Below are 26,984 nucleotides of genomic sequence, written 5' to 3'. Positions count from 1 at the left end.
AAAACTTACTCGTCCCAACTGGTTGTTCGGTTTACAGAAGTATACCCGATCTCATCGATCAAGTAATTCAGCAGCTGCTCGCCTACGCGACCGGTGTCGACCGCTGGCTCATATCGTGATAGCTGAGTCATGCTAAGACCGGCATAACCACAGGGGTTGATACGCAGAAACGGCTCCAGCGCCATGTCGATATTCAACGCCAATCCGTGGAAGGTGGCTCCCCTGCGTACGCGCAAACCCAGCGAGCAGATCTTCTCGCCCTCCACATAGACACCGGGCGCATCCGGTTTCGGGTAGGCCTGCACGCCATAGTCTGACAACACATTGACCACTGCGCGCTCCATCAGCGAGACCATATCGCGAACACCCAGCTTTCTGCGTCGCAGATCGATCATCAGGTACGCGAGCAACTGGCCTGGACCGTGGTAGGTTACCTGCCCCCCGCGATCAACCTGTACCACCGGAATATCACCGGGATTTAGCAGGTGCTCCGCTTTGCCGGCTTGGCCCTGAGTGAACACAGGCTCATGTTCCAGCAGCCAGATCTCATCCACTGTTTCAGCGTTACGCTGGTCAGTGAAGCTCTGCATGCGGCGCCACGTGGGTTCATAGGGCTGCCGGCCCAGCACGCGGACTTGGAGCAGGTCACGCGGCTCCATCATAAAACCGTCTGAACACGGCCCGAAGCTTTGAGCTCCTCATGCAACCGCTGTAGCTGCTCTTCACCGGTCGCGGTGATCGCCAGGCGTACCGACAGGTATTTACCGGTCCGGCTCTCGGCAACAGTCACTTTCGTAATATCTAAGTCGGGCGCGTGGATCTGCACGGTTTCGATCACAAAACCACGGAAATCATCTTCATTGTGACCCACCACCTTGATCGGGTAATCCTCGCAGGGGAATTCAATCTTGGGCGGTTCGGGGTTTTGACTCATCAATTCTCTCCGGTCATTAAGCGGTGATGGAACTGGCTGAAAAGCTCAAACATCCTGCGCCAGAGCGGGCCTTTAACACCCGCCCCAACCGGCCTGCCATCCACTTCCAATACCGGTACTACGGCTCGAGTGGAGCTGGATATCCATACTTCATCCGCGTCGAGCAAATTTTCATAACTGAGGTCCGTTTCCTGATAGGGGATACCGGCCTCGCGCGCCAGCTCCAGAACCAGCTCACGGGTGGTGCCACCCAGAATTTCCGAGCTCAGCTTAGGGGTATAAAGTACCCCGCACTTCACCAGAAACAGATTGGAGGATCCGCCTTCGGTCAAAATACCTTCACGAATCATCAGCGCTTCCTGGGCTCCGGCCTCCCTGGCCTGCTGCAGCACCAAAATATTGGGCAACAAGCCATTAGCCTTGATGTCACAGCGGTGCCAGCGCAGATCAGCGGTTACCAGTACGGCGATCCCCTCAATACCATCAGGTCCCGCCGCGTAGATGTCGCGGATCGGGTTGCAACAGGCAAAGCAGGTGGGGTGCATCGAGTCATCGTATACCGGCGTCCGGCGCCCCGCGTCACCTCGGGTGACCTGCAGGTAAACCGATAGATTGCCGCCACCGTTGAGCGCTACCAGCTCATTCAGCACTCCGGGCCAGTCCAGCGCCAGCGGTATACGTAATGCAGCCAGGCTATGCCCAAGACGCTTCAGGTGCTGTTCGAGCCGGAAGCTGACCCCACGGTAGTAGGGTATAACCTCGTAGACGCTGTCGCCAAACAGGAAACCACGATCAAACACCGAGATTCGAGCCTGGTCCGCGGGCAAGAACTCGCCGTTAAGATAAACGATCTCCCGACTCATAAATGCGTCCCCTTATGCAAAGTTCAAGGGGCGGTCATGCCCCTATTTGAACAGGCTGGTAAAGAACAGCACGATCTCGTCCCAGATCCGCTTGAACAGTCCCCCTTCGGGCACCGCTTCCAGCGCGACCAGCGGAACGGACTTAACCTCTTCGCCGGCCAGTTCAACAACAACCCGGCCCACTTCCTGGCCACGAGCGATGGGCGCCTTGATCACTGGGTTCAGGTCCAGGTTAGCGCCCAACTGGTCTCGCTGCCCGCGCGGGATAGTGACAGAAAGCGCTTCATCAAGCCCCAGGCGTACCTGATTGGTCGCCCCGCCCCAGACACGGGCCTGGTTCAGCACCTGACCGGCGTTATAGAGTTTGTGGGTACGGTAGAAGCGGAACGCGTAGGAGAGTAGCTTCTGGGTTTCCTGAGCCCGGGCCTCCTCGCTGGAGGTGCCCAGCACCACAGTAATCAGGCGCATGTCATCACGCTTGGCGGACGCAACCAGGCAGTAGCCCGCTTCATCGGTATGGCCGGTTTTTATGCCATCCACGCTGTCATCACGCCACAGTAGCCGATTACGGTTAGGCTGTCGGATTTCATTGTAGGTGAAGTACTTCTCCGAGTAGATGGAGTAGTGTTCCGGAAACCGCTGGATCAACGCCCGCCCAATCATCGCAAGGTCATGGGGTGACGAGTAATGTTCCGGGTCCGGCAGGCCGGTAGCATTGCGAAACTGAGTATTTTTGAGCCCCAGCATCGAAGCATGCTGGTTCATCAGATCGGCAAACGCACGCTCTCCACCGGCGATATATTCAGCCAACGCCACAGACGCATCGTTACCGGACTGGATAATCACACCGCGCAGCAGATCGCCCAATCGCACTTGGGTTCCCTCACGAATAAACATGCGCGAGCCCGGTGTGCGCCATGCTTTCTCGCTGACGGGAACCATATCGTCCTCACCGATGTTGTTCCGTGCAATCTCGTATTCAACGATATAGCTGGTCATCATCTTGGTCAGGCTGGCTGGTGCGAAGCGCTCGTTTTCATTCTTGGCGAGCAGCACTTCGCCGGTGTCGGCGTCCATCACCAGATAAGCCGTAGCACCGATCTGAGGTGGTGCCGGAATCATATCAGCCGCTTTCAACTGCAGGGACAACAACAGCAGAGCAACAAACGTAAATAGATGGGTCCAGGAGCGCGGGAATCTCTTCAGCATGGTTCTCATCTTCGGGTCATTAAAAGCAACGTCAGATGGACCCGAACCGGGCCCATTCGTTCCCCGGTCGTATCCATCAGGGGTAGTTTACCAAGATCGGTGACGGATGGCCTGCCGCCTGGACCTGGGATACCAGATCATCGGCAGCACCACGCAAAGGACCGACGAGTACACGATAGAGCGTGCGCCCGCCTCGTTCCACCGCACGCACCATGGCAGGTTCAGCCAAAGCCGCGGCACCGAGACCTGCTACCACACGCTGGGCTGCCGCCTCTGACGAATAGGCGCCCACCTGTAGGAAGCGCCCGGCAACACTCGTTTCAGGCACCGGGCTCTCCGGTACGGGCGCCGATGTCGATGTTTGCGTGGCATTGGCCACCACCGAGCGACTGTTCCAGGTCAGCGGATCGATCGCTTCAACTTCGACCCGTGCGGTGCCATGTTTCAACATATCCAGGCGCGCCGCCGCCGCATAGGAGAGATCGATCAAACGGTTGCCATGGAAGGGCCCGCGGTCATTAACCCGAACAATGACCTGGCGGCCATTGTCCAGATTGGTTATGCGGGCGTAAGTCGGTAATGGCAGGCTTTTGTGCGCAGCGGACATCTTGTACATGTCGTAAACCTCGCCATTGGAGGTTTTGTGCCCGTGGAACTTCTCCCCATACCAGGACGCTGTGCCGCGCTCACGGTAACCGCTGGCACTGGCCAGCACGTGGTAGTTTTTGCCCAACACTCGATACGGGCTTTTGTTGCCACCACGGCTTATCGGCTCTACCCGCGGAACGGCGTCAGGCACATCAGACACGTCAGCAGGGCGATCGGGATAACGGTCATGCTTCATGGCATAACGTCCGCTGTTATCATCAACCTTCCCGGCGCAGCCTCCAAGGAGGCCCAGCATCAAGGAGAGGAAAAACGCTCGCCGCCACATCTCTAAGCCCTCTTGCTCAGTTGGGCATCGCTTCGCGAATCGCCTGGCTCAACTCATACACAGCCATGGCGTACAGCCGACTGTGGTTATAGCGCGTGATCACGTAGAAGTTATGCAAGCCGAACCAGTAGTGATCACCATCTTCCATCTCCAGCCGCATCAGCGTAGCCGGCTGTGCCAGATCGATCCCATGACGGGTATGGATATCACGCTCGGCCCACTGTGCCAGTGTAACTTCCGGTTTCAGATCGGCATTGAACCAGCCATCCTGCGCAGGCTGGCCGATCACTACATTGCTGCGTACCGGCTCGCCCTGTTTCCAACCGTGCTCGTGGAAATAGTTCGCCACGCTGCCGATCGCATCTACCGGGTTCTGCCAGATATTGCGCTTGCCGTCACCATCAAAGTCCACCGCGTAATGACGGAAGCTAGAGGGGATAAACTGGCCAAACCCCATAGCACCGGCGTATGAGCCTTTCAGCGTACCTGGCTCGATACCCTCTTCTCGGGTCATCAGTAGATAGTGTTCGAGCTGACCCAGAAAAAACTGGCTTCGCCGAGGATAATCAAACCCCAGTGTCGCGAGTGCATCCAAGACCCGGTAACTCCCCATGATCCGACCATAGCGGGTCTCAACCCCGATAATTGCGACAATAATTTCGGCCGGAACACCATATTCCTGTTCGGCGCGAGCCAGGGTATCGGCATGCTCTTGCCAGAACGCCACACCCTGCTTGATCCGCTTGGGCTCAACAAATATAGCCCGGTATTCGCCCCAGGTCAGACGTCGCTCGGCAGGACGAGACATGGCACGCAGAATCGACTCCTGCCGGCTGGCATCGGCCAGGATCTCCGCGACCTGGGCGCGCTTAAACCCCTGCGCCTCCAGGTTCTTATACAGCGTTTCGGCTTCCGCCCGTTGATCGTAATTGTCAGCCGCGTGAACGGATACCGAGGTGATACCCAGTGCAAGCAGACCCGCAGTGACTAAAGCGCGTATCGGGGTGTTCATTTGGCAACTCCTGAAGCTGGATTCCCTGCAGCACCATTATGCCTGCAGAACAAGTAAACTGTCAGCGGACAAGCATCTGACGATGGGTCTGCACCGACATCAATATGCCAAACCCAGCCATCAGCGTAACGATGGAAGTCCCCCCATAACTGACCATCGGTAGAGGCACACCCACCACCGGCAAAAGCCCACTTACCATGCCGATATTGACGAAAACATAAACAAAAAAAGTCAGCGTCACGCTACCGGCCACTAGCCGCGCAAAACTATCCTGAGCCTGTACGGCGATAAACAGACCACGGCCGATAATCAATAAATAGAGCGCCAGCAAAACGATAACGCCGGTCATCCCCAACTCTTCACCAATGACCGCGATGATAAAGTCGGTGTGTGACTCCGGCAGAAAGTCCAGCTGCGACTGGGTACCATGCAGCCATCCTTTACCGGAAAGTCCGCCGGAGCCAATTGCCGTTTTGGACTGGATAATGTTCCAACCGGCACCCAACGGATCACTTTCCGGATCAAGAAAAGTAAGCACTCGCTGACGCTGATACTCTTTCATGATCATCCATAAGCCGGGCAGCGCCGCTGCTGCCAGCGCACCCGCCAGGAAGATCCAGCGCCAGTAGACACCCGATAGCAGGATCACAAACACACCGGATGCGGCGATCAACAACGAGGTACCCAGATCCGGCTGTTTCATAATCAGTGCTGTGGGCACGCCGATTAACGCCAACGCGATCAACAACCGCGGAAAACTGGGAGGTAAGGCTTTGCGAGCCAGGTATCCCGCCACCATCAACGGCAATACCAGCTTGAGGATTTCCGAGGGCTGGAACCGGAACCCGCTCAGCTCGATCCAACGCTGCGCGCCCTTAGCGCCGACACCAAACAGGAGCACAGCCACCAGCAATGCACATCCGGCCGCGTATGCCCAGGGCCCCAGACGCTGAAAGGTGCGAGGCCTTAACTGGGCAAGCACAATCATCACAGCGAAGCCGGCGCCCATTCGAATCGCCTGGCGCTGTACATATCCCCAGTCCTGTCCCGATGCGCTGTAGAGAACAAACAGTCCATATCCACACAGCGCCAGCAGCAGCATCAACAGCCAGACATCCAGATGGGTGTAACTCCACCATCCGGTGGGACGGCTCAGGTGTGCCGAGCTGTCGGAGAGCGTGCGCTGAAAATCACGCTGACTCATGGCTTCTCCTTGAGGCCGTTCTCATAATCGCCCACCAGCCAAGCATCGAGTACCTCGCGGGCCACCGGCGCCGCAGTGCTGGAACCCCCTTCACCATTCTCAACCACCACCGCGACCGCAATTTGCGGATCTTCCACCGGTGCAAAAGCCACGAACAACGCGTGGTCACGGTGGCGCTCGGCCAGTGCTTCGGAATCATATTCGGCATCCTGGGCGATCCCCACCACCTGGGCGGTGCCTGTCTTTCCTGCCATGGTATATTGAGCTCCCTTGGCCGAGCGGCGCGCGGTACCGTAGTTGCTGTGCATCACGTTGACCATTCCCTGGATCACCGGTTCCCAGTGTGCCGGATTATTCAGGGTAACGTCCGCCGGCAGCGGCTCAGGCGGTTCGAGATCTGTCAGATTGGGCGCCTCACCGTCACCAACAACACCCTGAATCATCCGCGGACGCACCCACTGACCGCGATTGGCCAACACCGCGGTGGCAGTCGCCAACTGTAGAGGCGTAGCAAGCATATAGCCCTGGCCGATACTGAGGTTGAGAGAATCCCCCGGATACCAGGCTTGATTGTAACGCCCCCGCTTCCAGTCACGGGAAGGCAGCAGTGCATCATCCGCTTCCGGCAGATCAAGACTGGTAACCTGACCAAAACCGAAGCGGCCCAGATAATCGGACATGTTATCGATACCGGTTCGGTAGCCGGCATCATAGAACCAGACATCACAGGATTCAGCCAGCGCGTGATTGAGATCGACCCAACCGTGACCACCGCGTTTCCAGTCCCGGTAGCGACGCCCCCCTTTACTCAGCTGATAGAAACCGGGGTCCCAGACCCGATGGGTCAGGGGTACCGAGCCACTGTCGATGGCCGATAGCGCGGTGAAAGGCTTTAACGTGGAGCCAGGAGGGTAACGGCCACGGATCGCGCGGTTGTACAATGGCAGATCAGGGGATTCACGCAGTTCTGCGTAATCCTTGCTGGAGATACCCGTTACAAACAGATTGGGGTCATAACCCGGGGTACTCACCAGCGCCAGAATCTCACCCGTTTTTGGCTCGATGGCTACCACCGAGGCACGTTCCCCAGCGATCAACTCCTCGGCGAACTGCTGGAGACGCAGATCCAGACTGAGCTGAATATCCACACCCGGTACCGGGTCCTGACTCTCGAGCACTCGCAGTACGCGGCCACGAGCGTTGGTTTCCACCTTCTGGAAGCCAACCCGGCCATGCAGTATCGGCTCATAGTAGTTCTCAACACCCAGCTTGCCGATGTAGTGAGTCGCCGCATAATTTTCCGGATCCAACCGCGCTAATTCGCGCTCGTTAATCCGCCCCACATACCCCAGCGCGTGGACCAGCGAGCCGCCGAAGGGGTAGTACCGAACCAGATCCGCCTCCACCTGTACACCGGGCAACTCGTGATAGTCGACGGAAATTCTGGCGATCTCCTGCTCGGTCAGGCCGAACTTAAGCGGGACGGAAGTAAAGGGGCGACGCCGCTGATTCAAACGCCGCTTAAATCGCTCCACCTCGGCCTCATCCAGCTCGACAATTTCACCAATACGCGCGATGGTGGCATCCAGGTCGCTCACCTCCTCTTTCAGCAGTGTCAGGCTGAAGTTGGGCCGGTTATCGGCAAGTAATATGCCGTTGCGGTCGTAGATCAATCCGCGTCGTGGCGCCACCGGCTGCAGCTGAACCCGGTTATTCTCCGAGATCGCCGCATAGCGATCATGCTCGACGACCTGCAGAAAGTAGACCCGGGCAACCAGAATGCCCATCATCAGGATGACAATCACCAACGCCACCACCGCGCGGTTGGTGAAGGTGATGCTTTCCTGGGAGTAGTCTTTGAGGCGCTCGAAAGGGGACATCGTCAAGCGCTACTTGTGGTATGGATGGCCATGGAGCAAGGTCCAGGCCCGGTAAAGCTGTTCGGCCAGCACGATTCTGACCAGCGGATGAGGTAATGTCAGGGCAGACAATGACCACTTTTGATCGGCTGCTGCCACGCAGCGTGGGTCCAGGCCATCAGGCCCGCCCACCAGCAGAGACAGGTTTTGACCGGACATACGCCATTGTTCCGCTTGCTCGGCCAGTTTTTCCGTGGACCAGGAGCGCCCATCTACGGTAAGCGCAACCACTCGATCACCTTTACCAATTGCGGCCAGCATGGCATCACCCTCGCTACGGATCGCACGGGCGGTATCGGCACCTTTACCCCGGTGCCCCAGCGCCAGTTCTACGAGCTCTATACGAAAGTCCGCCGGCAGGCGACGGGTGTACTCCTCGTACCCCTCGGTCACCCAACCCGGCATCTTGCCACCAACCGCAATCAGCCGGATTCTCATGCTTATTCAGCCGCCGCTTCTGTGTCATTATCGAAAGACCAGAGCCGCTCGATATCATAGAAGCTGCGTGCATCCGGCATCATAACGTGAACCACCACGTCCCCCAGGTCCACCAGTACCCAGTCGCCCGCTTCCTGCCCTTCTACACCGACCGGTTTAAGGCCCGCTTCCTTGACCTTGTCGAGCACGTCCTGAGCCACCGAAATAACGTGGCGCTTGGAGGTACCACTGGCGACCACCATCCAATCGGTCACACTTGATTTTCCGGTCACATCCAGCGTCACGACGTCGCGCGCTTTCATATCGTCAAGGGCGCCTTGCACCAGGTTGACCAGCTGATCGATCTGCATCGGGTTTTCTGTACCTCTATTGGAAGCCATAAAGCTTGTTTGTCTGAATGTACTCCCAGACCGGGTCTGGAAGCAGGTAACGGGGCGACTCACCCCGAGTTATTAATTGTCGAACTTGGGTCGCTGAAATACCCAGCGGGGTCAATTCATGGATCAGAACATACCCACAGGGGCTCGATTTGAGTGCTTGTGCTGAGCGCGCCGCATGCTGATCAGTCAGCCGCCGCATATGCTCCTCCGGCCGGTAGTCGTATCCGGGGCGAGCAACCACAACAATATGGCATAGATCCAGAAAGCGCTCCCACCGGTGCCAGCCGGGAAGTGTCAGATAGGCATCCATCCCCATAACCATACAGAGTGATTTGCCCGGGCCGAGTTCCTCGCGCAGTGATTCCAACGTCAATAATGAGTATGAAGGCTGATCCGAGAGAATTTCACGGGCGTCGGCTGTGAGTGCAGGTTCTCCCGCCACGGCAAGACGCACCATTTCAAGACGCTGTTCCGACGTACAACCCGGCGCTTCGCGGTGCACCGGCACTTTCGACGGGATTAGACAAACCTCCGGCACATCCAGCCACTGCCGAATCTCCAGCGCCGTGCGCAGATGTCCGTTATGGACCGGATCAAATGTCCCGCCCATAAAAACAAAAGGTGAGCTCAACGTCATCGACTACTGCCGGACCTGGCCATCGCCCAGAACCACATATTTCTGGGACGTCAGTCCTTCCAGCCCCACGGGCCCCCGTGCATGAATCTTATCGGTGGAGATACCAATCTCCGCGCCCAACCCATACTCAAAGCCATCGGCAAAGCGGGTAGAGGCATTGACCATCACCGAACTGGAGTCTACTTCCCTCAGGAACGCCCGCGCGCGGGTATAGTTCTCGGTGATGATGGCATCCGTATGGTGCGATCCCCAGTGATTGATATGCTCGATCGCCTCATCCATGTCCTCCACCAGTCTGATCGCCAGCACCGGCGCCAGATACTCGGTGGCCCAGTCTTCATCAGTGGCTGGCAGCGCCTGAGGCAAAAGCTCACGGGTCGCCTCGCAACCGCGCAGCTCCACGCCAATCTCGGCATAACGATCGGCCAGTTCGGGCAGCACATCCGCGGCAATCGCCCGATTCACCAGAAGCGTTTCCATGGTGTTGCAGGTGCCATAACGGTGGGTTTTGGCATTAACGGCAATATTCAGCGCCTTGCTACGATCCGCCTGATCGTCAATGTAAACGTGGCAGATACCGTCAAGATGCTTGATCACCGGTACCCGCGCATCATTGGAGATCCGCTCAATCAGCCCTTTACCGCCGCGGGGCACAATGACGTCCACATACTCAGGCATGGTGATCATGGCACCTACAGCCGACCGGTCTGTCGTTTCCACCACCTGCACGGCGGTTTCCGGCAGTCCTGCGGCCTGCAGCCCCTGAGCGATGCAACGAGCAATGGCGTGGTTGGAGTTAATCGCTTCGGAGCCACCTCGCAGGATTGTCGCATTGCCCGATTTCAGGCAGAGGCTAGCCGCCTCCACTGTCACGTTGGGGCGGGATTCGTAGATAATCCCAATAACGCCAAGGGGCACCCGCATTTTTCCGATCTGAATTCCGGATGGACGGTAGTTCATATCGGTGATACCACCGATTGGATCCGGCAACGCCGCGACCTGACGCAAACCCTCAATCATCGTATTGATACGCGCTGGTGTCAGCTCAAGGCGGTCCAGCATCGCCGCGTCCAGGCCATTAGCCCGGCCCTGCTCCAGATCTTTACGATTCGCCTCACTGAGCTGTTCTCGGGCGGCATCCAGCGCTTCTGCCATGGCGTCTAGCGCCCGGTTTTTGGTGCCGGTATCAGCCCGTGCCATGAGACGGGAGGCAGCTCGGGCCTGTTTGCCCAGCTCGGTCATGTACGCTTCTACATTCATCCCAAGTTTCCGGATCGGGTTCAAAAAGGGGCATTATAGCGTCCCGGCCGTTCAGGGTCATGAGCAAACAGGCCTCGGGGCTTATTCAGCGGCACCGGAGCTGCTATTATCCTCTGAATCTTTTCCGGCCGCCCTACGACCGAGCCCAACTGCAGATGGATCGCACTAACAACAGCCCCCAACGCCCCGGCCCCTGGCGACAGCTACTACCCGTCGCTCTGGTCCTCGTATTGTGCCTGGGCATGAGTGGGGCGGTTCTCTATTTCGGTGCTCAGACCCATGCTCGTCAGGAGGCGCTATCCACCGGCCAGTCCCTGGGCCGGGGCACAGCCATCCTTATCCAACCGCTTTTGCTCGCAGATGACCGTATCAGCCTTAATTATCTGTTTAACGAGCTGAGCCGCCAACCCCAGGTGCGCGGCCTGCGGTTGCTGGATACTAATCGGATTCCGGTCGCCGTGGCGGGCGAAACGGAGGGCACACACCAGACCCTGGAGCTGGCCCGGGGCGATCAGGTTTTAGGGGAGTTGACGATTTGGGTCGATAGTCGACCCGGGCTGAACCTGCTACGCAGACAACTGCTTGAAGCGGGAGCTCTGGCTCTGATCGCTATTATTGCCACCCTGACCACCCTGTGGTTGATCCTGCGTCGACAAACGGCCACCCCGCCAGAAACGGACTTTGCCCATGTGGCTGCTCGTTTCGCCCCGTCTCTTCAAGATACCCCTGCGCCTGAAAAGCCAGAAACAGATGAGTCCGACAGCCTCCCCGACTTCCCGCCCCCCCACCAGACCGGGATCAAGAAGCAGCCATTGGAACACGCAACCCAATCGGCAACTGACGAAGACTCGTCAGCAAGCAGTGACGATCGCGTTTCGGATGAGGACCTGGAGCTCAGCGACTATGCACTCGACGACTCGCAGTTCGAAAACGCCCCCGAGAGGTCACGCCTGACGGAAACCGGCGCCGTTAGCAACACGGAACAGCCCAACGAAGCAAACTCGCCACCTGACGATTGGTACACGGAGACCGAGGAGACGAACACCGCTCACACGGATGAGAGACCGGCCGGTTCCGACCACCGGGCCGAGTCTCAGGAGCGGGACTCAGGTATCGAGCCCCACCTGGAATTCTGGCTGAAGGCACCTGCAGACGATGAGCTTCCGGATGATGCCATCCCGGACTCATTCAATCTGGATAATGATGACGATACAGAGACCGAGGAACCTGCAACGCCGGCTATCCAGCCTGCACCGGTTGCTGAATCACCGGAGCGGGATGACAACCGCGAGCTGGTGGAGCTGTTACGCCCGTCTCGTGACCAGCAGCGCATGCCCAAATTCACACCATCAGCCCCGCGCGACGAGGATAGCGATGAGGCGATTGTACCGGATATGGATCAGGTGGAATTTGACGATGGGACTCCGGAGCCGCCGGAACCGCCGCCGCGTTCTGACCGCCCTCAGCTCTCAGTGGTCTCTCCCCTGAGCGATCGCGAAGAGGAACAGCTGGGGCTCTATACACTCGAGCATGAACTGGAACTGATGCTCCCGGCAGAGGACGCCGGTTACCTGTTCCTCATCGATAGCAGTAGTGCACACTCCGATAATCTGGAGCCGGAAGAGCTCAGCGCACTGATGCGCCCCTACAGAACCCTGGCCAACTCCGTGGCTCACATCTATAGCGGGCGACTGGAGCCCACGCGGGAGGGGGATCTACAGCTGTTTTTTGACGATGCCCAGGAGGATGACTCCCATGGTATCAATGCGCTCTGCAGCGCCATGCTGTTCAGCTACCTCTACCGACACTATAACCAGAGTCGTATCCGCCAGTTCAAACCGGTGATCAACCTGCACCTGGCACTGGTACGAGGCCACCGGGAAAAGCTGGACCGTTTGCTGGAGGAAGCGCGCTTCCTGACTCGAACCACAGAGAGCAATGAGCTGATCAGCCATACGGCCCTCACTGAAACACCCGATCTAAAGAGCACGCTACTGGACGGGGCGGATATCCGCCGCGAGGATGAAGACAAGGTACTGATCATGCGCATCGCCAAATCGTACCAGGATCTGCTGGAAAAGCAGGCACGCCACCTGCTCACCAAGCTCCAGCAGAAAGAGCAGTCAAACGGCTAACTCACTCCTCTTCTCGCGTTGAGGCCGGCAGCACACCCATACCATCAACCCGCTGAAAACCGCGCGGCAGTTTGTTGCCCCGCCGCCCCCGCTCTCCTCGATAGCGTTCAAGATCAGCGCCCTTGAGTTTCAGGTGCTGACGACCGGCATGAATCACCAGCGTATCCTCACTGTTGAAGGTCTGCAGCGCCACCATCAACTCCTCTCCAGCGGCCGCAGCCGCACTGGGGATATTGATAATCTTATTCCCCTTGCCGCGGGCCAGCTGAGGCAGTTCGGCGACCGGGAAGACGAGCAAACGCCCGCTGGAACTCACCGCAGCCAGCAGGTCCGTTTCCGGGTCGTTGACTCGGGTAGGCGGCAGCACCTTCGCCTCTTTGGGCAGGGTCAGTACCGCCTTGCCATTTTTGGTTTTGGAGGTTAAATCCTCGATCCGAGCCACGAAACCGTAGCCCGCATCAGACGCCATCAACACCTGATCCCGTTCCCGGCCGCTGATCAAGCCGTCTATCAAAGCGCCCTTGGGTAACGTGAGCTTTCCGGTGACCGGCTCACCCTGCCCCCGCGCTGAAGGCAGGGTGTGGGTGTCCAGCGTATAACTGCGGCCGGTGGAGTCGACCAGAATCGCCGGTTGATTCATTCGGCCCTTACAGGCCAGTTTGAAACCATCTCCGGCCTTGTAATTGAGCCCCTCCGGATCGATATCGTGGCCTTTGGCGGCCCGTATCCAGCCCTGCTTTGAGAGTACCAAGGTTACCGGATCTGCGCTGAGCAGGTCCTTTTCACTGAACGCCTGAGCTTCCTCACGCTGAACCAGCGGAGAGCGGCGCTCATCACCAAACTCTTCGGCGGTGGCTTCGATCTCTTCACGGATCAGCTTGCGCATCAGCTCATCGGAACCCAGGATTTCCTCAAGCTTTTTACGCTCTTCGCTGAGTTCATCCTGCTCACCGCGAATCTTCATCTCCTCAAGACGGGCCAAGTGGCGCAGCTTGAGGTCAAGAATGGCATCGGCTTGGATATCAGACAGCCCAAAGCGGCGCATCAGCTCCTGTTTGGGCTCATCCTCATGACGGATAATCGCGATCACCTCATCGATATTGAGGTAGGCGATCATCAAACCCTCAAGAATATGCAGGCGATCTATCACCTTCTGCAGACGGTGCTGCAGACGTCGACGCACAACGTCAGTCCGCCAGCTCAACCACTCGGTCAGAATCTGTCTAAGATCTTTCACCTGGGGACGGCCATCAATGCCAATCATGTTCAGGTTGACCCGGTAGCTGCGCTCCAGATCAGTACTGGCAAAGAGGTGCGCCATCAGCTGCTCGATATCGACCCGGTTCGAGCGCGGTACAATCACGAGGCGTGTGGGGTTCTCATGGTCAGATTCATCGCGCAAGTCCGATACCATCGGCAACTTTTTCTGCTGCATCTGAGCCGCAATCTGCTCCAGTACCCGGGCACCAGAGACCTGATAGGGCAATGCGGTGACCACGACCTCACCATCTTCTTTGCTATATACAGCCCGCGCCTTTACTGAACCGCGGCCGGTTTGATACAGCTTCAGCAGCTCCGCTCGTGGCGTGATGATCTCCGCCTCGGTCGGAAAATCAGGTGCGGGCAGCATCTCACAGAGGCTGTCCACATCGGCTGTCGGATGGCTCAACAGGTGCACACAGGCCAAGGCCACTTCACGGATGTTGTGCGGCGGGATATCCGTGGCCATCCCTACCGCTATGCCCGTACCACCGTTTAAAAGCACATTGGGTAAGCGCGCAGGCAGAACTTCCGGCTCGCTCATGGTGCCATCAAAGTTAGGCACCCAATTAACGGTGCCGAGCCCCAATTCACTGAGCAGCACTTCCGAATAGCGAGATAATCGCGATTCGGTATAGCGCATGGCGGCAAAGGATTTAGGGTCGTCCGGTGAGCCCCAGTTACCCTGACCATCCACCAACGGATAACGGTAGCTGAACGACTGCGCCATCAGCACCATCGCTTCGTAGCAGGCAGAGTCACCGTGAGGGTGGAACTTACCCAACACGTCACCGACTGTTCGAGCCGACTTCTTATACTTTGCAGTCGCCTTTAAGCCCAGCTCAGACATGGCGTATACAATACGTCGCTGCACCGGCTTCATACCGTCGCCGATATGAGGTAACGCCCGGTCCAGAATGACGTACATCGAATAGTCGAGATAGGCTTTTTCGGTGAAGTCGCGAAGCGATACCTTCTCGGTACCATCCTCCACGGTGGTGTCTACGCTCATTCGAAGTTCCTGTTTCCGCACAACGGGTTGTGCGCGGAGTATGCCATTTAGGCACGTTAGCGTCATCTGCCACGGCGTTGCCCCTTCCGCGCAGGGGCGCTTTCGGTCTAATCTTTAACTAAGGAATCGCTGAAGGCCCAATACCGCCTGAACACCCGCCCCCTCGTTGCCAGGAGATGGATATGCCAATTAACAACAATCGCTTGCTGCTGGAACTCGAAAAGACCCGTCGTGAAATCAATCGCGATATCATCAACCCCCAGTTTCCTGAGCTCGCACTGGAAGACCTACAGCCCCTGCTAACCATGGTCGCCCATGCTCGCGCAGCTTACGTGAGGGAACTGCTCGATATCGCATCGGTCTGCAGTGATAGCGGCCCCAGCCAGGATCAGATTCGCCAGCTTCGGCAATGCCGCGAAACCTTTGAGGAGTTGGTAACAGCAACCAATGCGCTGGAAACAGTCATCCAGCGGGACTATCTGGACGTAAAATCGAATAAACCCACTTAAACACATCGCCAATAACAGGGATGGAATGATGCGTATCCTGCTCCTCTGCCTGACCGGCCTGTGGCTAAGCTTAGCCGGCACAGCCATGGCGGCTCACCCGCTGACCGGAAAAATCTGGTCTCCCAAGATGCGGCACTTTATCAGTGAGCAGGCCCTGCTCCAGGACTGGATGCCCAATGGTGGCTGGCTTCTGATCGGCGAGCAGCATGACAACCCGGATCATCATCGTATCCAGGCCGACCTAATCCGTTTACTCGGCACCGAAAACCGACTGGGCAATGTTGCCCTGGAAATGGCAAACAGATCACAACAGCCACTTTTGGATAACGCGAAACGCACACCCGAACTGCGCACACCGGAGAATCTGGAATGGTCTGATGGCTGGCCGTGGGCGCTCTATCAAGAGCCATTAATGGCCGCCTTTCAATATGCTCCCCGTATCATCGGTGCAGACCTCAACCCAACGGGGATAAAACGCGCCTATCAGCAAGGGGCTCCTGACGGTGAGCTGGAACCGGCCCATGCCGACTATATGCTGGATCTGCTGTTCGACAGCCATTGCCGACAGATGCCACGCCAACAACTGGAGCCGATGCGACAGGTCCAGCTGGCAAGAGATCAGCAGCTGGCCAGCGCCCTGCGCGATAACACGGAGCCGGGGCGAGTTAACCTGTTGCTGACCGGTTCCATCCATGCCCGCAAGGATCTGGGTGTTCCGCGCTGGCTTGATACGACGCCTCATATAACCCTGCTGCTGATCAGTGCTGAGCCCAATATCAACGACCCTGCCGCCTATCAGCCGGTCAGCTTTGGCAACCTCGATTCAGCAGATCTGATCCTGTTTACCCAACCTCTAGAAGCCCCGGACTACTGCGCTCGCTTCCAGCGCGACGCCAATTGACAGGCTGACTCGCATCCGCAACACAACCGGCGTATATTTTGTGCAATGCACAAACGGTTAACAGGGTGACGGGACCACTATGCCACACACGATCATGATTGCACCGGCCGGACTGGGTAGCGGCTTGACCACTATAGCGCTCGGGCTGGTCCACGCTCTGGAGCAACAGGGAGTCCGTGTGGGCTTCTTCAAACCGATCGCTCAAACGCGTAACGGAGAGTCCGAGGATCGCAGTGTCTCGATTCTGCGTTCAAGCTGTGCGTTTACCATCGCCGAGCCGATTCCGATGCGCGAGGCAGAGCACCTTGTAAGTACCGGCAAGCAGGACCAACTGCTTGAGCAGGTCATCGAGCGATTTCAGGCCAGCTGCAAAGACGCGCCGGACGTCGTCGTCATCGAGGGTCTGGTATCCACCATGACCCAGCCCTACGCCAACACCCTGAACCGTGAAGTTGCCAAGTCACTCGACGCCGAGGTCGTCCTGGTCGCGTCCCCGGGCCTCGATACCGTGGATGCTATCGAGGACCATATTGATATCGTGGCACGCTTTTACGGTGGTGTTGCGGATAGCCGGGTGCTGGGCTGCATCATGAATAAGCTGGATGCCCCACTGGACCGGGAGGGCAACCCACGCCCTGACATGGCGGAAACTGACATTCAGACGCGCAGCCTGACACCGGCACAAATCCGCGAACAATCAAAGATGTTTAATCCCGGTTTCCGGCTGTTGGGCGCAATTCCCTGGGATGGCGCCATCGTCGCACCGCGTTTAAGCGATTTAACCGACTATTTGGGCGCCCGCATCCTTAATGCGGGCGAGATACGCCAGCGACGGGTTAACAGTATCACCTTATGTGCGCAAACCCTGCCCAACGCGGCCACCCGCTTTAAGGCCGGCACCCTGATCATCACGCCAGGGGACCGGGAAGATATTGTGCTGGCCGCGTGCCTTGCCGCCAGCAACGGGGTCGAGCTGGCGGGCCTGGTGCTTACCGGTGGCTTTATCCCATCATCCGAGGTGATGAAGCTGGGCAGTAAGGCACTGGAAGCGGGGCTGCCCATCGTCAGCGTAGAAACAGACAGCTGGCAAACGGCACTCAATATCCCGCGCTACACGTTGGAAATACCGGTGGATGATGCAAGGCGTATTGCTCGGGTCAAAGAGTTTACCGCCCGTCATATCGACCCGGACTGGCTGGAGTCTCTGCGCGAATGTTCGTCTGAAGTCCACTTGTCACCCGCGGCTTTCCGCTACCAGCTTCTGATCCGCTCTCGCGCCGCCAATGCCACCATCGTTCTGCCGGAAGGTGACGAACCGCGTACTGTGCAAGCTGCCGCAATATGTGCCGAGCGAGGCATAGCACGCTGTGTCCTGCTGGGCAACCCCGAGGAGATCAACCGGATCGCCGTGAATCAGGGCATCAGGTTGCCTGATACGGTAACGATTATCGATCCCGAGCAGGCACGGGCCCATTACGTTGCACGGCTGGTGGAGCTGCGTGCTCATAAAGGGATGACCGAGCTGAAAGCGCTGGACGAACTGCAGGATAACGTGATGCTTGGCACGCTGATGCTGGAGCGAGACGAAGTCGACGGACTGGTTAGCGGTGCGGTACATACCACCGCCAACACCATCCGACCGCCGCTGCAGTTGATCCGCACAGCACCGGATACTCAGTTGGTGTCATCCATCTTTTTCATGCTGCTACCGGACCAGGTACTGGTGTACGGTGACTGCGCCATCAACCCGGACCCCAGCGCTGAAGAGCTGGCCGATATTGCCATTCAAAGTGCGGATTCCGCCACCGCCTTTGGTATCGAGCCACGTGTCGCCATGATCAGCTACAGCACCGGGCAGTCTGGCCAGGGCGCCGATGTGGATAAGGTACGAACCGCGACTCGGCTGGCACAGAAAAAACGACCAGACCTGCTGATCGATGGTCCATTGCAGTATGACGCCGCGATTATGGAAAGCGTCGCGCGAAGCAAAGCACCGGACAGCCCGGTTGCCGGACGGGCGACGGTTTTCATATTCCCCGACCTAAATACCGGTAACACGACCTATAAAGCGGTTCAGCGCAGCGCTGAGGTGGTCAGCATTGGCCCGATGCTGCAAGGAATGCGAAAACCTGTGAACGACCTATCCCGTGGCGCGTTGGTCGAAGATATCGTATTCACTATCGCTTTGACCGCGATTCAATCCGCGGCAACCCGGGGCTCCCAGATCCATTAACAAAAACAATCGTATGGCTTTAATTAATCAATTTTAAATATTTAAGAGCCGATAGTACCTTAGTTTCTGTCGAAACGATTTGAAACCAAGAGGAGTAACAACATGGCTCAAGCGATTAACACACCAATCAAGCCGTTCACCGCCACCGCTTTCAAAAACGGTGAATTTATCGAAGTCAGCGACACCGACCTCAAAGGCAAATGGTCAGTATTTTTCTTCTACCCGGCAGACTTCACGTTTGTTTGCCCGACTGAACTGGGTGACATCGCCGACCACTACGAAGAGCTTCAAAAGCTCGGCGTTGAGGTGTACTCGGTTTCCACCGATACCCATTTCGTCCATAAAGCGTGGCACGACGCGTCTGAGACCATCGGAAAAATCAAGTACACCATGATCGGTGACCCAAACTGGACTGTAACCACTAACTTCGATGTTCTGCGTGAGGGCCAGGGCCTTGCCGACCGCGCCACCTTCATTGTCGATCCTGACGGCATTATCCAGGCTGCTGAAGTGACTGCCGAAGGTATCGGCCGCGAGGCTGAGAGCCTGCTGCGCAAGATTAAGGCCGCTCAGTACGTTGCCGCTCACCCGGGTGAAGTCTGCCCGGCGAAGTGGAAAGAGGGCGAAGCGACGCTGGCGCCCTCTCTGGACCTGGTCGGCAAGATCTAAGACCGGCTCTCTCAGGGCTGCCCCCACTCACCGGGGTGCAGCCCTCCCCGAATTTTTCTCGAATTCAATGCAGGACAGGCTCATGTTGGATGCAAACCTGAAACAGCAACTGAACACCTACCTGCAGGCGCTGGTTACTCCGATTGAGATAACCCTGTCTGCAGACAACTCGGACAAGGGCGAAGAGCTGCGTACACTGGCGCGGGAAATCGCACCGTTGTCCGACAAGATTTCCCTGAACGAAGAGGGCAACGACGCACGCAAGCCGAGCATGGCAATCGCCCCTTTGGGTGAGATCCCTCGCGTTCATTTCGCCGGGATTCCGATGGGCCACGAGTTCACCTCTTTGGTATTGGCCCTGTTGCAAAACGGTGGCTACCCACCGAAAGTAGCTGACGACCAGATCCAACAGATCAAGGCACTGGATAAGGAGCTGCATTTCGAGACCTATATCTCGCTCTCCTGCCAGAACTGCCCAGACGTAGTTCAGGCGCTGAACCTTATGGCGACACTGAACCCGAAGATCACCCACACCATGATCGACGGCGCACTGTTCCAGGATGAGGTCAACCAACGCAACATCATGGCGGTGCCCAGCGTCTACCTGAACGGTGAAGCGTTCGGCCAGGGCCGCATGAGCCTGCCGGAGATCCTGAACAAGGTGGATGACGGCGCCGCCGAGCGCAAGACAGCTGAATTGTCCGAGAAGGAACCCTACGACCTGCTGGTCGTCGGTGGTGGCCCGGCCGGTGCCGCGGCCGCAATTTACGCTGCCCGTAAAGGCATCCGCACTGGAATCGTTGCCGAACGTTTCGGTGGCCAGGTCATGGACACCGTGGGGATCGAGAACTTCATCTCCACCAAGTACACCGAAGGCCCCAAGCTGGTCGCCAGTCTTGAGGAGCATGTCCGTGACTACGACGTGGATATCATCACCGAGCAGAAGGCATCCAAACTGCGCCGAGAAGGCCAAGTTGAAGTAGACCTGGAAAGTGGCGCCACTCTGAGAAGCCGCGCGGTCGTCCTGGCCACCGGCGCCCGCTGGAGACAGATGAACGTCCCCGGTGAGAAGGAGTACAGCGGCAAGGGTGTAGCCTACTGCCCGCACTGCGACGGTCCACTGTTCAAGGGCAAGAGCGTGGCAGTAATCGGTGGCGGTAACTCCGGTATTGAGGCAGCTATCGATCTGGCCGGTATCGTTAAAAATGTGACCGTACTTGAGTTTGGCGACACCCTGCGTGCCGACGATGTGCTGGTACGCAAGGCGGAGTCACTGCCGAATATCAAGATCATCAAACAGGCAGCGACCACCCAGGTAAATGGCGATGGCGAGCGTGTCACCGGTCTGACCTATACCGATCGCGCCAGTGGCGAATCCCATGATCTCGACGTGGCCGGTATCTTCGTCCAGATCGGCCTGGTGCCGAACAGCGAATGGCTCAAGGGCGACCTGGAACTGTCAAAGTTTGGCGAGATCGAGATTGGCGCCAAGGGTGACACGTCCATGCCGGGCGTCTTCGCGGCGGGTGATGTGACAACCGTGCCGTTCAAGCAGATCATCATTGCCATGGGGGCAGGCGCAACCGCATCACTCGGCGCCTTCGACTACCTGATTCGCGAGTCGGTACCGGCGAAAGACGAAGCGGCCGCCTGATATACCACTCACCAACCCTTCGATGATACCGGGGCAGAGCGCCCCGGTTTCTTTTTTACTGCCTGATAAAACCCAGCCGCCCTTCCAATGCGAGTGATAATGTGTATCATTTATAATATCAAGACCATTAATGCGGTTATTCGTTGAATGCGCCGCGACCGAGGGCGGTTTATGAAATTGACCTTTATCCGTTACGGCATAGCAAGCCTGTTGATAGCCGTGCTATCGGGATGCCAAAGCCAGGAGCAAAGCACTGGCCTACAGACTGCGCAGACGTTGGCAGAACTCGGTCAACGACTTTACTTCGACGTAAACCTGTCAAAAAACCGCACGCAGTCGTGCGCCAGTTGTCATGATCCTGCAAGCGGTTTTGTGGATCCGGCCCACACCGCGGACTCCATTGGCGATGACGGAACCTCGCATGGTGGGCGAAATGCACCGACAGCCAGTTACGCTTCCTTTTCACCGGATTTTCACCGTGATAAAGAGGGGCGCTATGTTGGCGGCCAATTCCATGACGGACGCGCAAGTAATCTTGCTCAACAAGCCCTGGGTCCACCGTTGAATCCTGCCGAAATGGGCATGCCCAGTAAGCAGGCGGTTGTCGACAGGCTGCGGGAAAGCGACTATTACCGCGAAAGCTTCACCCGACTATTCGATACTCGGATTCTGGAGAATGTGGACCGCGCTTATGAAGCCATGGGAACAAGCATTCAAGCATTTGAAGAAACGGAGTTTTTTTCACCCTTTGATTCCAAGTACGACCGTTACCTGCGCGGCGAGTACGAGATGACAACCGAGGAAGAACTGGGCAGGACGCTTTTCTTCTCCCAGCAGTTCACCAACTGCAACCAGTGCCACCAATTACGTCAGTCACCGATCAGCCCGACTGAAACGTTCACCGATTACAGCTACCACAACATCGGCGTCCCCCGGAACCCTGATCTGGAGCGCGCACAGGACCTCGGTCTCGCAGCCAATGAGAGCGTTCAGGATGAGGCACAGGGCGGTAAATTCAAGGTACCCACACTACGCAACGTAGCGGTCACAGCGCCCTACATGCATAACGGGGTTTTCTCTGACCTGCGCACCGTCGTTCTGTTCTATGACCACTACAATAGCCGCAATCCGGCCCGCGCCATCAATCCGGAAACAGGCCAGCCCTGGTCTTCTCCAGAGGTAGACAGAAATCTCTCCGAGCAAGAACTTACATCAGCCCCGGCTTTGGACAACCGCCGCGTCGATGCCCTGGTCGCATTTATGAAGACGCTGACGGACCAGCGCTATGAACATCTATTGGACAAGTAATCTGTGTCCACTAACCGAAATCCAGAGGGCCAACCAGGCCCTCTGGCTCGGTCAAAAATCAGGGAGTTTCAAACTTTAAGATACGCTCGAAGCGTAGGGGATAAGCGAGAAGTGGGCTTTGTTATCGTTCTCCCCAGCCCAGGGGATTTGCTCAGTTCCCAGCTCAGTGAGCGTGGCGTTGGAACAGCGCGCTGATATCGTGAGCAATACTTGAAATCTTACGTGAAATCCAGCTGAACCCGGAGTGCAGGAGCTCAGAGATATATTCGGCACGTTCGATTTCAGCCAGAACACGAATGTCTTCACAGCCATTACGACGAGCGATTTCTACAGTAGTAAGATTTTCTTCAACCATTTTGTTCACCTCATGGGATTTGCTTCGTTTTGATGACCCCAGAATAGTGGCTTATGGCCCGGTCATCAAACGACCTTTTCTCCACCCAATGTTGAGTTAAATTCAACCATTATCAACTACATCAATGGCTGCAATAATCTACGTTTAGATCACTCCTCCATGTTGACCCTTAACTCATTGATACCAATACTCTAGATACATGCTTTGGGCATACTGAAGAAATACACAGCTATTCTGTACGACCTTGACTCTTAGGCCTGAATATACGGAACGGACTGTCCCAAGAAAGAGTGATTGATGAAGAAAACGTATACAGGTCTTGTACTGGCTGGTGGGCGGAGCCGTCGCATGGGAGGCCAGGACAAAGGCCTTGCTTTATACAAGGGAAAACCGCTTGTCGAGTATGCACTTGAGGCCCTCAAGCCACATTGCACAACAGTGTTCATAAACAGCAATCGCAACCTGGCAGGCTACAGCCAATATGGACTCCCTGTCATACAAGACCTCAGCACAGACTTCCCAGGCCCGTTGCAAGCTCTATCAGAACTGCTACCCCGACTGCCTGATCAAGGTACGATTATTCTCCCTTGCGACACTCCCGGCGTAACAGCGAGCCACGTCATGCAGCTCATAGAACACGCTGAGCAAACCCCAACGGCCTGGATTTATCTGCGAGCGCCCGACCACGACCATCCTCTTCACGCTTATCTACCTCGCGGTTTCGCTGAGTTTCTCCAACAACATCTGGCTATAACCCACAGCCAAAGAGTGATGAAAGCGTTGGCAAGCTATCCGGAGACACAGGCGATCGATATCACCAATGACGCAGAGTTCAATATCAACCGACTCAACAAGTCGGATGGTCCTCATTGACGCAAGTCAATTTTTATCAATCACATCGCAAAATCTAGGAGTTTTTCCTATAGGAACTCCGCCTCAAAATCTGGAGTATAGGCCTTGAGGGACGCAAGGACGCGTGATGAATAGCTGGAGAGCTAACCCCTCCCTCACATCAAGGAATGACGTGAGGTTGGCAAGGAAGCCCACAGGGGCCTGCTTCACGGATGTGTCCAGGCCCCTCCTTGTCATTTTTCCTTTGTCTGTATTCCCCGCCTGACTGTTTCCAACTGCCACGGCAGACCGACGTTAATCCGTAGATTACGTTTCTAGCGGTAACCGTCCGCCTATCACCTCTTGCCAAGGTCAGACGTTGTTTATTTATTTATTGATCTAACTCAACTCACACCGGATCGGTCCGTGCAACTGAACACCAGCACCCGTAGGGTAGTGGCTGACAGAGGGCAAGGACTGCCGATGCTCTCAGGATGAGAGCCTCTGTCACCTTTCAAGGATGTGTCGGAGGCTGCAAGGACGCAGCGGAACTCCCCATCGTCTAATGATCCTTTCCGCTGCAAGGCGACCAGTGCTGCGGCAGCAGTTCATCGATCGCGCTGGCTTTTTGCGTGGGCAGTCGCATCAGTACGTCTTTTAGATACGCATAAGGCTCATGTCCATTCAGTTTTGCTGACTGGATCAGGCTCATTACGTTTGCCGCCCGCTGGCCACTGCGCAAGGATCCAGAGAACAGCCAGTTTTTCCGGCCTAGTGCCCAGGGTCGGATCAGGTTCTCCACCCGGTTATTGTCGATCGGCACCGCCCCATCCTCCAGGTAACGCGCCAGCGCCGCCCAGCGTTTAAGGCTGTAGTCCAGCGCTTTGGCCGTGGCCGTGCCGTCCGGCACTTTCGTGCGTTGCGCCTGCATCCATTGATGGAGTCCGTCCACTATCGGTTTGGATCGGCTTTGTCGGATCTCGTGCCGCGCCTCACTTGAGAGCGGTGCCAGTTCACGCTCGATCTCATAGAGTTAGCGGATGTATTCGACGGCCTGGCCGGCGATCTGACTTTTACCGCTGACCTCCAGTTCCACGAACTTGCGACGGGCATGCGCCATACAGCCGATCTCGATAACCCCTTGGGCGAAGCTGGCCTTATATCCGCTGTAGTCATCGCAGACCAGCTTGCCGCTCCACTCTCCGAACATATCTCGGGCGTGCTGTCCGCTCCGTCCGGGAGTGAAGTGGTAGATCACCGCGTTCAGGTCAGAGAACGGGGTGCTGGCATAGGCCCAGATGTAGGCTTTATGGGTTTTCTTCTTGCCGGGTGACAACATCGGCACCGGCGTCTCGTCGGCATGCAGAACAGGTTCGCTCAGCAACGTTTCACGCAGAGCGTCGACCAGTGACTGCAGCTGTACCCCGCAGATGCAGACCCATTCCGCCAGTGTGGAGCGGGCGATCGGCACACCGGCCCGGGCGAAGATCTGTTCCTGGCGGTACAGCGGCAGATGGTCGGCGTACTTGGCGATTAGCACCTGGGCCAGCAGGCCGCTCGTCGGGATACCCTTGTCGATGACCTGTGCGGCCACAGGCGCCTGGGTGAGCGTCTCACAATGATCGCAGACCCACTTGCCCCGTATGTGGCGTTCAACGGTGAACACGCCGGGTGTGTAGTCGAGTCTCTCGCTGACGTCTTCACCGATACGCGTGAGCTGACAACCACAGGCACACGCGGTGTTATCCGGCTCATGATGGATCTCGGTACGAGGCAGCTCTGGCGGTAAGGGTAAGCGCTTGGGCTGACGTTTTTCGGAGGGTATGGCCTCTGGGGTTTTCAGCTGCTCAAGCTCAGTCTCGATCCCAGCGATATCGGCATCCACAACCTCGTCCAGCAGGCTGATCTGAAGCACGTTGAGATGCTCACTGCGCTGGCCGTACTTGTGCCGCTTCAACAGGGCGACCTCATGCGTGAGCTGCCCGATCTTCAGGTCTCGCTGCTGGATACTTTGATCGCGCGCCTGGATGACCTGGTCCCGCTGTTGAAGCGCTTGACCCTGTGCTTGGATCACCTGATCCTGCTGCTCGGCACGCGTGATCAGATCGGCGGCTAACTGGCGCAGCTGTTCGGGTGTCAGTTGGGTCAGATCAGGGGATGAACTCATGCATAACAGTATGCTGTTATTAGACCCGTGTGGGGATACCCTGATTGGCTAATGGCAGGCTAAGCGGTCTTGTGATCATCACCCATCAGACATTAGATCAGACCTGCGTAATCACACCGGCGGCACTCAGCTGTCGCCAGGGCAGCCCTTGTACCAGTGCCTGAAGTTGCTCGGACGTCAGCACGATCTGGCTACCCCGCCAGATCTCAGCCCAGTGGAACTTGCCTTGATGGAGGCGACGTGCGCAAAGCCAGATTCCCAGCCCATCATGGATCAGCACCTTCATCCGATTACCGCGCTTGTTGGCAAACAGGTAAGCGCAGTGTGGGCGAGCCTCGCCGAACACATTAATCACCCGTGCCAGAGCGGTATCGGCCCCGCTCGCATATCCATGGGTTCAGTCGCCAACCAGATCTCATCTATACGGATCATCGCAGCAGATCCTGCAACCAGCGCAAACAGCGTTCGACGTCAGCCAGGGGCCAGTTCACGACGAGGCTACCGTTGGTACGAGGGATCTCGATACGGATACTGTCGCCGATATCCATTGATGAGCGTAGTGCTGAAGGAGCCTGCAAGGGAACAGACAAAAAAGCAGGTGGTACCGGCTCCGACTGTTGCAGCCGAGCAGCGCGGATCCACTTATGAACCAGGTTGGCATTGAGGTCATGCTGCAGAGCGATGCCGGCGACCGAAGCGTTTGGTTGCAGGCAGTCAGCCACAATCCGGGCTTTGAACTCGGCGGTAAAGCGACGACGCTTCTTGGGGGCTTTTGATACGCTTGGCAGGGTCATAACAGGTGTCCACTTAAAAATAGGTGGACACTATCGCCAGTGGATGACCGGTAGCTCAAGATGGGTTCGGCGGACGGTTACGCCTCCCCGCCGTACCTTCGGTACACGCGTGCTCACATGGGCCAGGTAGTGCACAGCAGATCCTCGCTCCAAACATTAAAAAACCCCGATACCTTGCGGTACCGGGGTTCTTTAATATTAGGTGCCTGGCGATGACCTACTCTCACATGGGGAAGCCCCACACTACCATCGGCGATGACGCGTTTCACGACTGAGTTCGGCATGGGATCAGGTGGTTCCACGTCTCTATTGTCACCAGGCATAACTGGTTTTAACAAAACTGGCTCTGAAAGACTCTCTAGAAGA

At 57.1% G+C, this 26,984-nt stretch carries 23 protein-coding genes, 1 rRNA gene and 2 pseudogenes; 8 read left to right on the top strand and 18 right to left on the bottom strand.

Translation table 11 applies throughout. The features are described 5' to 3' along the window. Positions 1-5 precede the first annotated feature (5 nt). From lipB to G403_RS0120530, 12 genes are all read right to left on the bottom strand, one after another. A complete protein-coding gene (lipB, locus tag G403_RS0120585; RefSeq protein ID WP_027855643.1) occupies positions 6-659 on the bottom strand; it encodes a lipoyl(octanoyl) transferase LipB in 654 nt (217 codons plus the stop codon). Continuing rightward, positions 659-934 carry a YbeD family protein gene (locus G403_RS0120580; RefSeq protein WP_027855642.1) on the bottom strand — a complete coding sequence of 92 codons (276 nt, stop codon included), beginning with the start codon at positions 932-934 and terminating at the stop codon, positions 659-661. The genes lipB and G403_RS0120580 overlap by 1 nt, the downstream gene beginning before the upstream one ends. Further along, positions 934-1,797 carry an aminotransferase class IV gene (locus G403_RS0120575; RefSeq protein WP_027855641.1) on the bottom strand — a complete coding sequence of 288 codons (864 nt, stop codon included), beginning with the start codon at positions 1,795-1,797 and terminating at the stop codon, positions 934-936. The genes G403_RS0120580 and G403_RS0120575 overlap by 1 nt, the downstream gene beginning before the upstream one ends. 42 nt (positions 1,798-1,839) lie before the next feature. Next, positions 1,840-3,006 (bottom strand): D-alanyl-D-alanine carboxypeptidase family protein, encoded by a 1,167-nt coding sequence (locus G403_RS0120570; protein ID WP_036234920.1) that lies wholly within the window; start codon positions 3,004-3,006, stop codon positions 1,840-1,842. A 76-nt stretch (positions 3,007-3,082) separates the two neighbouring features. Continuing rightward, on the bottom strand, positions 3,083-3,940 hold the full coding sequence (locus tag G403_RS25810) for a septal ring lytic transglycosylase RlpA family protein (protein ID WP_027855639.1): 858 nt from the start codon (positions 3,938-3,940) through the stop codon (positions 3,083-3,085). Between the two features lie 16 nt (positions 3,941-3,956). Beyond that, positions 3,957-4,952, bottom strand: a complete 996-nt coding sequence (gene mltB, locus G403_RS0120560; protein WP_027855638.1) for a lytic murein transglycosylase B — start codon at positions 4,950-4,952, stop codon at positions 3,957-3,959. Positions 4,953-5,013: 61 nt separating this feature from the next. Beyond that, complete coding sequence (gene rodA, locus G403_RS0120555) at positions 5,014-6,156, bottom strand: rod shape-determining protein RodA (protein ID WP_027855637.1); 1,143 nt, start codon at positions 6,154-6,156, stop codon at positions 5,014-5,016. Continuing rightward, positions 6,153-8,036, bottom strand: coding sequence for a penicillin-binding protein 2 (gene mrdA, locus G403_RS0120550; protein ID WP_027855636.1), 1,884 nt, complete (start codon positions 8,034-8,036; stop codon positions 6,153-6,155). Before mrdA ends, rodA begins: the two co-directional genes overlap by 4 nt. Before the next feature lie 9 nt (positions 8,037-8,045). After that, on the bottom strand, positions 8,046-8,513 hold the full coding sequence (gene rlmH / locus G403_RS0120545; RefSeq protein WP_027855635.1) for a 23S rRNA (pseudouridine(1915)-N(3))-methyltransferase RlmH: 468 nt from the start codon (positions 8,511-8,513) through the stop codon (positions 8,046-8,048). Between the two features lie 2 nt (positions 8,514-8,515). Further along, positions 8,516-8,863 (bottom strand): ribosome silencing factor, encoded by a 348-nt coding sequence (gene rsfS / locus G403_RS0120540; RefSeq protein WP_027855634.1) that lies wholly within the window; start codon positions 8,861-8,863, stop codon positions 8,516-8,518. A 16-nt stretch (positions 8,864-8,879) separates the two neighbouring features. Next, positions 8,880-9,530, bottom strand: a complete 651-nt coding sequence (gene nadD, locus G403_RS0120535; protein ID WP_027855633.1) for a nicotinate-nucleotide adenylyltransferase — start codon at positions 9,528-9,530, stop codon at positions 8,880-8,882. 3 nt (positions 9,531-9,533) lie between these two features. Further along, positions 9,534-10,790 carry a glutamate-5-semialdehyde dehydrogenase gene (locus G403_RS0120530; protein WP_027855632.1) on the bottom strand — a complete coding sequence of 419 codons (1,257 nt, stop codon included), beginning with the start codon at positions 10,788-10,790 and terminating at the stop codon, positions 9,534-9,536. A 155-nt stretch (positions 10,791-10,945) separates the two neighbouring features. Here G403_RS0120530 and G403_RS24740 point away from each other — a divergent pair, with 155 nt between their 5' ends. Continuing rightward, positions 10,946-12,925 (top strand): hypothetical protein, encoded by a 1,980-nt coding sequence (locus G403_RS24740; RefSeq protein WP_156899757.1) that lies wholly within the window; start codon positions 10,946-10,948, stop codon positions 12,923-12,925. 1 nt (position 12,926) lies between these two features. On the opposite strand, the gene parC is transcribed toward G403_RS24740, so the two are convergent. Then, positions 12,927-15,197: a DNA topoisomerase IV subunit A gene (parC, locus tag G403_RS0120520; protein WP_027855631.1), complete on the bottom strand. Its 2,271-nt coding sequence runs from the start codon at positions 15,195-15,197 to the stop codon at positions 12,927-12,929. Positions 15,198-15,379: 182 nt separating this feature from the next. Between parC and G403_RS0120515 the strand changes: the two genes are divergently transcribed. The 6 genes from G403_RS0120515 to G403_RS0120490 all read left to right on the top strand — a co-directional run bounded on the left by G403_RS0120515 (position 15,380) and on the right by G403_RS0120490 (position 22,471). Next, positions 15,380-15,706: a hypothetical protein gene (locus tag G403_RS0120515; RefSeq protein ID WP_027855630.1), complete on the top strand. Its 327-nt coding sequence runs from the start codon at positions 15,380-15,382 to the stop codon at positions 15,704-15,706. A 28-nt stretch (positions 15,707-15,734) separates the two neighbouring features. After that, positions 15,735-16,607: a ChaN family lipoprotein gene (locus G403_RS0120510; protein WP_027855629.1), complete on the top strand. Its 873-nt coding sequence runs from the start codon at positions 15,735-15,737 to the stop codon at positions 16,605-16,607. Positions 16,608-16,686: 79 nt separating this feature from the next. After that, positions 16,687-18,840, top strand: coding sequence for a phosphate acetyltransferase (gene pta, locus G403_RS0120505; RefSeq protein ID WP_027855628.1), 2,154 nt, complete (start codon positions 16,687-16,689; stop codon positions 18,838-18,840). 102 nt (positions 18,841-18,942) lie between these two features. Beyond that, complete coding sequence (ahpC, locus tag G403_RS0120500) at positions 18,943-19,509, top strand: alkyl hydroperoxide reductase subunit C (protein ID WP_027855627.1); 567 nt, start codon at positions 18,943-18,945, stop codon at positions 19,507-19,509. Positions 19,510-19,591: 82 nt separating this feature from the next. Beyond that, positions 19,592-21,163 (top strand): alkyl hydroperoxide reductase subunit F, encoded by a 1,572-nt coding sequence (gene ahpF / locus G403_RS0120495; protein ID WP_027855626.1) that lies wholly within the window; start codon positions 19,592-19,594, stop codon positions 21,161-21,163. Positions 21,164-21,334: 171 nt separating this feature from the next. Continuing rightward, a complete protein-coding gene (locus G403_RS0120490) occupies positions 21,335-22,471 on the top strand; it encodes a cytochrome-c peroxidase (protein ID WP_027855625.1) in 1,137 nt (378 codons plus the stop codon). Positions 22,472-22,634: 163 nt separating this feature from the next. Here G403_RS0120490 and G403_RS0120485 read toward each other — a convergent pair whose 3' ends face one another. Continuing rightward, positions 22,635-22,826 (bottom strand): hypothetical protein, encoded by a 192-nt coding sequence (locus tag G403_RS0120485; protein WP_027855624.1) that lies wholly within the window; start codon positions 22,824-22,826, stop codon positions 22,635-22,637. Between the two features lie 297 nt (positions 22,827-23,123). Here G403_RS0120485 and mobA point away from each other — a divergent pair, with 297 nt between their 5' ends. Beyond that, positions 23,124-23,699, top strand: a complete 576-nt coding sequence (gene mobA, locus G403_RS24145) for a molybdenum cofactor guanylyltransferase (RefSeq protein ID WP_051299364.1) — start codon at positions 23,124-23,126, stop codon at positions 23,697-23,699. A gap of 520 nt (positions 23,700-24,219) precedes the next feature. Here mobA and tnpC read toward each other — a convergent pair. The 4 genes and pseudogenes from tnpC to rrf form a co-directional block, all read right to left on the bottom strand. Beyond that, positions 24,220-25,824: pseudogene (tnpC, locus tag G403_RS0120470) on the bottom strand (IS66 family transposase). 97 nt (positions 25,825-25,921) lie between these two features. Beyond that, positions 25,922-26,191, bottom strand: a pseudogene (gene tnpB / locus G403_RS24140) (IS66 family insertion sequence element accessory protein TnpB); the annotation flags it as partial. A gap of 61 nt (positions 26,192-26,252) precedes the next feature. Beyond that, positions 26,253-26,618, bottom strand: a complete 366-nt coding sequence (gene tnpA / locus G403_RS0120460; RefSeq protein WP_036232924.1) for an IS66-like element accessory protein TnpA — start codon at positions 26,616-26,618, stop codon at positions 26,253-26,255. 204 nt (positions 26,619-26,822) lie between these two features. Beyond that, positions 26,823-26,938 (bottom strand): 5S ribosomal RNA (rrf, locus tag G403_RS0120455). Positions 26,939-26,984 lie beyond the last annotated feature (46 nt).

This window comes from Marinobacterium litorale DSM 23545, from assembly GCF_000428985.1.
GTDB lineage: Bacteria > Pseudomonadota > Gammaproteobacteria > Pseudomonadales > Balneatricaceae > Marinobacterium_D > Marinobacterium_D litorale.
This window is presented reverse-complemented; position numbering and strand designations above follow the sequence as displayed.

Bases quoted from the DNA above. Each gene is read 5' to 3' on its own strand.
- lipB (WP_027855643.1), bottom strand. From the start codon at position 659: ATGGAGCCGCGTGACCTGCTCCAAGTCCGCGTGCTGGGCCGGCAGCCC.
- G403_RS0120580 (WP_027855642.1), bottom strand. From the start codon at position 934: ATGAGTCAAAACCCCGAACCGCCCAAGATTGAATTCCCCTGCGAGGAT.
- G403_RS0120575 (WP_027855641.1), bottom strand. From the start codon at position 1,797: ATGAGTCGGGAGATCGTTTATCTTAACGGCGAGTTCTTGCCCGCGGAC.
- G403_RS0120570 (WP_036234920.1), bottom strand. From the start codon at position 3,006: ATGCTGAAGAGATTCCCGCGCTCCTGGACCCATCTATTTACGTTTGTT.
- G403_RS25810 (WP_027855639.1), bottom strand. From the start codon at position 3,940: ATGTGGCGGCGAGCGTTTTTCCTCTCCTTGATGCTGGGCCTCCTTGGA.
- mltB (WP_027855638.1), bottom strand. From the start codon at position 4,952: ATGAACACCCCGATACGCGCTTTAGTCACTGCGGGTCTGCTTGCACTG.
- rodA (WP_027855637.1), bottom strand. From the start codon at position 6,156: ATGAGTCAGCGTGATTTTCAGCGCACGCTCTCCGACAGCTCGGCACAC.
- mrdA (WP_027855636.1), bottom strand. From the start codon at position 8,036: ATGTCCCCTTTCGAGCGCCTCAAAGACTACTCCCAGGAAAGCATCACC.
- rlmH (WP_027855635.1), bottom strand. From the start codon at position 8,513: ATGAGAATCCGGCTGATTGCGGTTGGTGGCAAGATGCCGGGTTGGGTG.
- rsfS (WP_027855634.1), bottom strand. From the start codon at position 8,863: ATGCAGATCGATCAGCTGGTCAACCTGGTGCAAGGCGCCCTTGACGAT.
- nadD (WP_027855633.1), bottom strand. From the start codon at position 9,530: ATGACGTTGAGCTCACCTTTTGTTTTTATGGGCGGGACATTTGATCCG.
- G403_RS0120530 (WP_027855632.1), bottom strand. From the start codon at position 10,790: ATGAATGTAGAAGCGTACATGACCGAGCTGGGCAAACAGGCCCGAGCT.
- G403_RS24740 (WP_156899757.1), top strand. From the start codon at position 10,946: ATGGATCGCACTAACAACAGCCCCCAACGCCCCGGCCCCTGGCGACAG.
- parC (WP_027855631.1), bottom strand. From the start codon at position 15,197: ATGAGCGTAGACACCACCGTGGAGGATGGTACCGAGAAGGTATCGCTT.
- G403_RS0120515 (WP_027855630.1), top strand. From the start codon at position 15,380: ATGCCAATTAACAACAATCGCTTGCTGCTGGAACTCGAAAAGACCCGT.
- G403_RS0120510 (WP_027855629.1), top strand. From the start codon at position 15,735: ATGCGTATCCTGCTCCTCTGCCTGACCGGCCTGTGGCTAAGCTTAGCC.
- pta (WP_027855628.1), top strand. From the start codon at position 16,687: ATGCCACACACGATCATGATTGCACCGGCCGGACTGGGTAGCGGCTTG.
- ahpC (WP_027855627.1), top strand. From the start codon at position 18,943: ATGGCTCAAGCGATTAACACACCAATCAAGCCGTTCACCGCCACCGCT.
- ahpF (WP_027855626.1), top strand. From the start codon at position 19,592: ATGTTGGATGCAAACCTGAAACAGCAACTGAACACCTACCTGCAGGCG.
- G403_RS0120490 (WP_027855625.1), top strand. From the start codon at position 21,335: ATGAAATTGACCTTTATCCGTTACGGCATAGCAAGCCTGTTGATAGCC.
- G403_RS0120485 (WP_027855624.1), bottom strand. From the start codon at position 22,826: ATGGTTGAAGAAAATCTTACTACTGTAGAAATCGCTCGTCGTAATGGC.
- mobA (WP_051299364.1), top strand. From the start codon at position 23,124: ATGAAGAAAACGTATACAGGTCTTGTACTGGCTGGTGGGCGGAGCCGT.
- tnpA (WP_036232924.1), bottom strand. From the start codon at position 26,618: ATGACCCTGCCAAGCGTATCAAAAGCCCCCAAGAAGCGTCGTCGCTTT.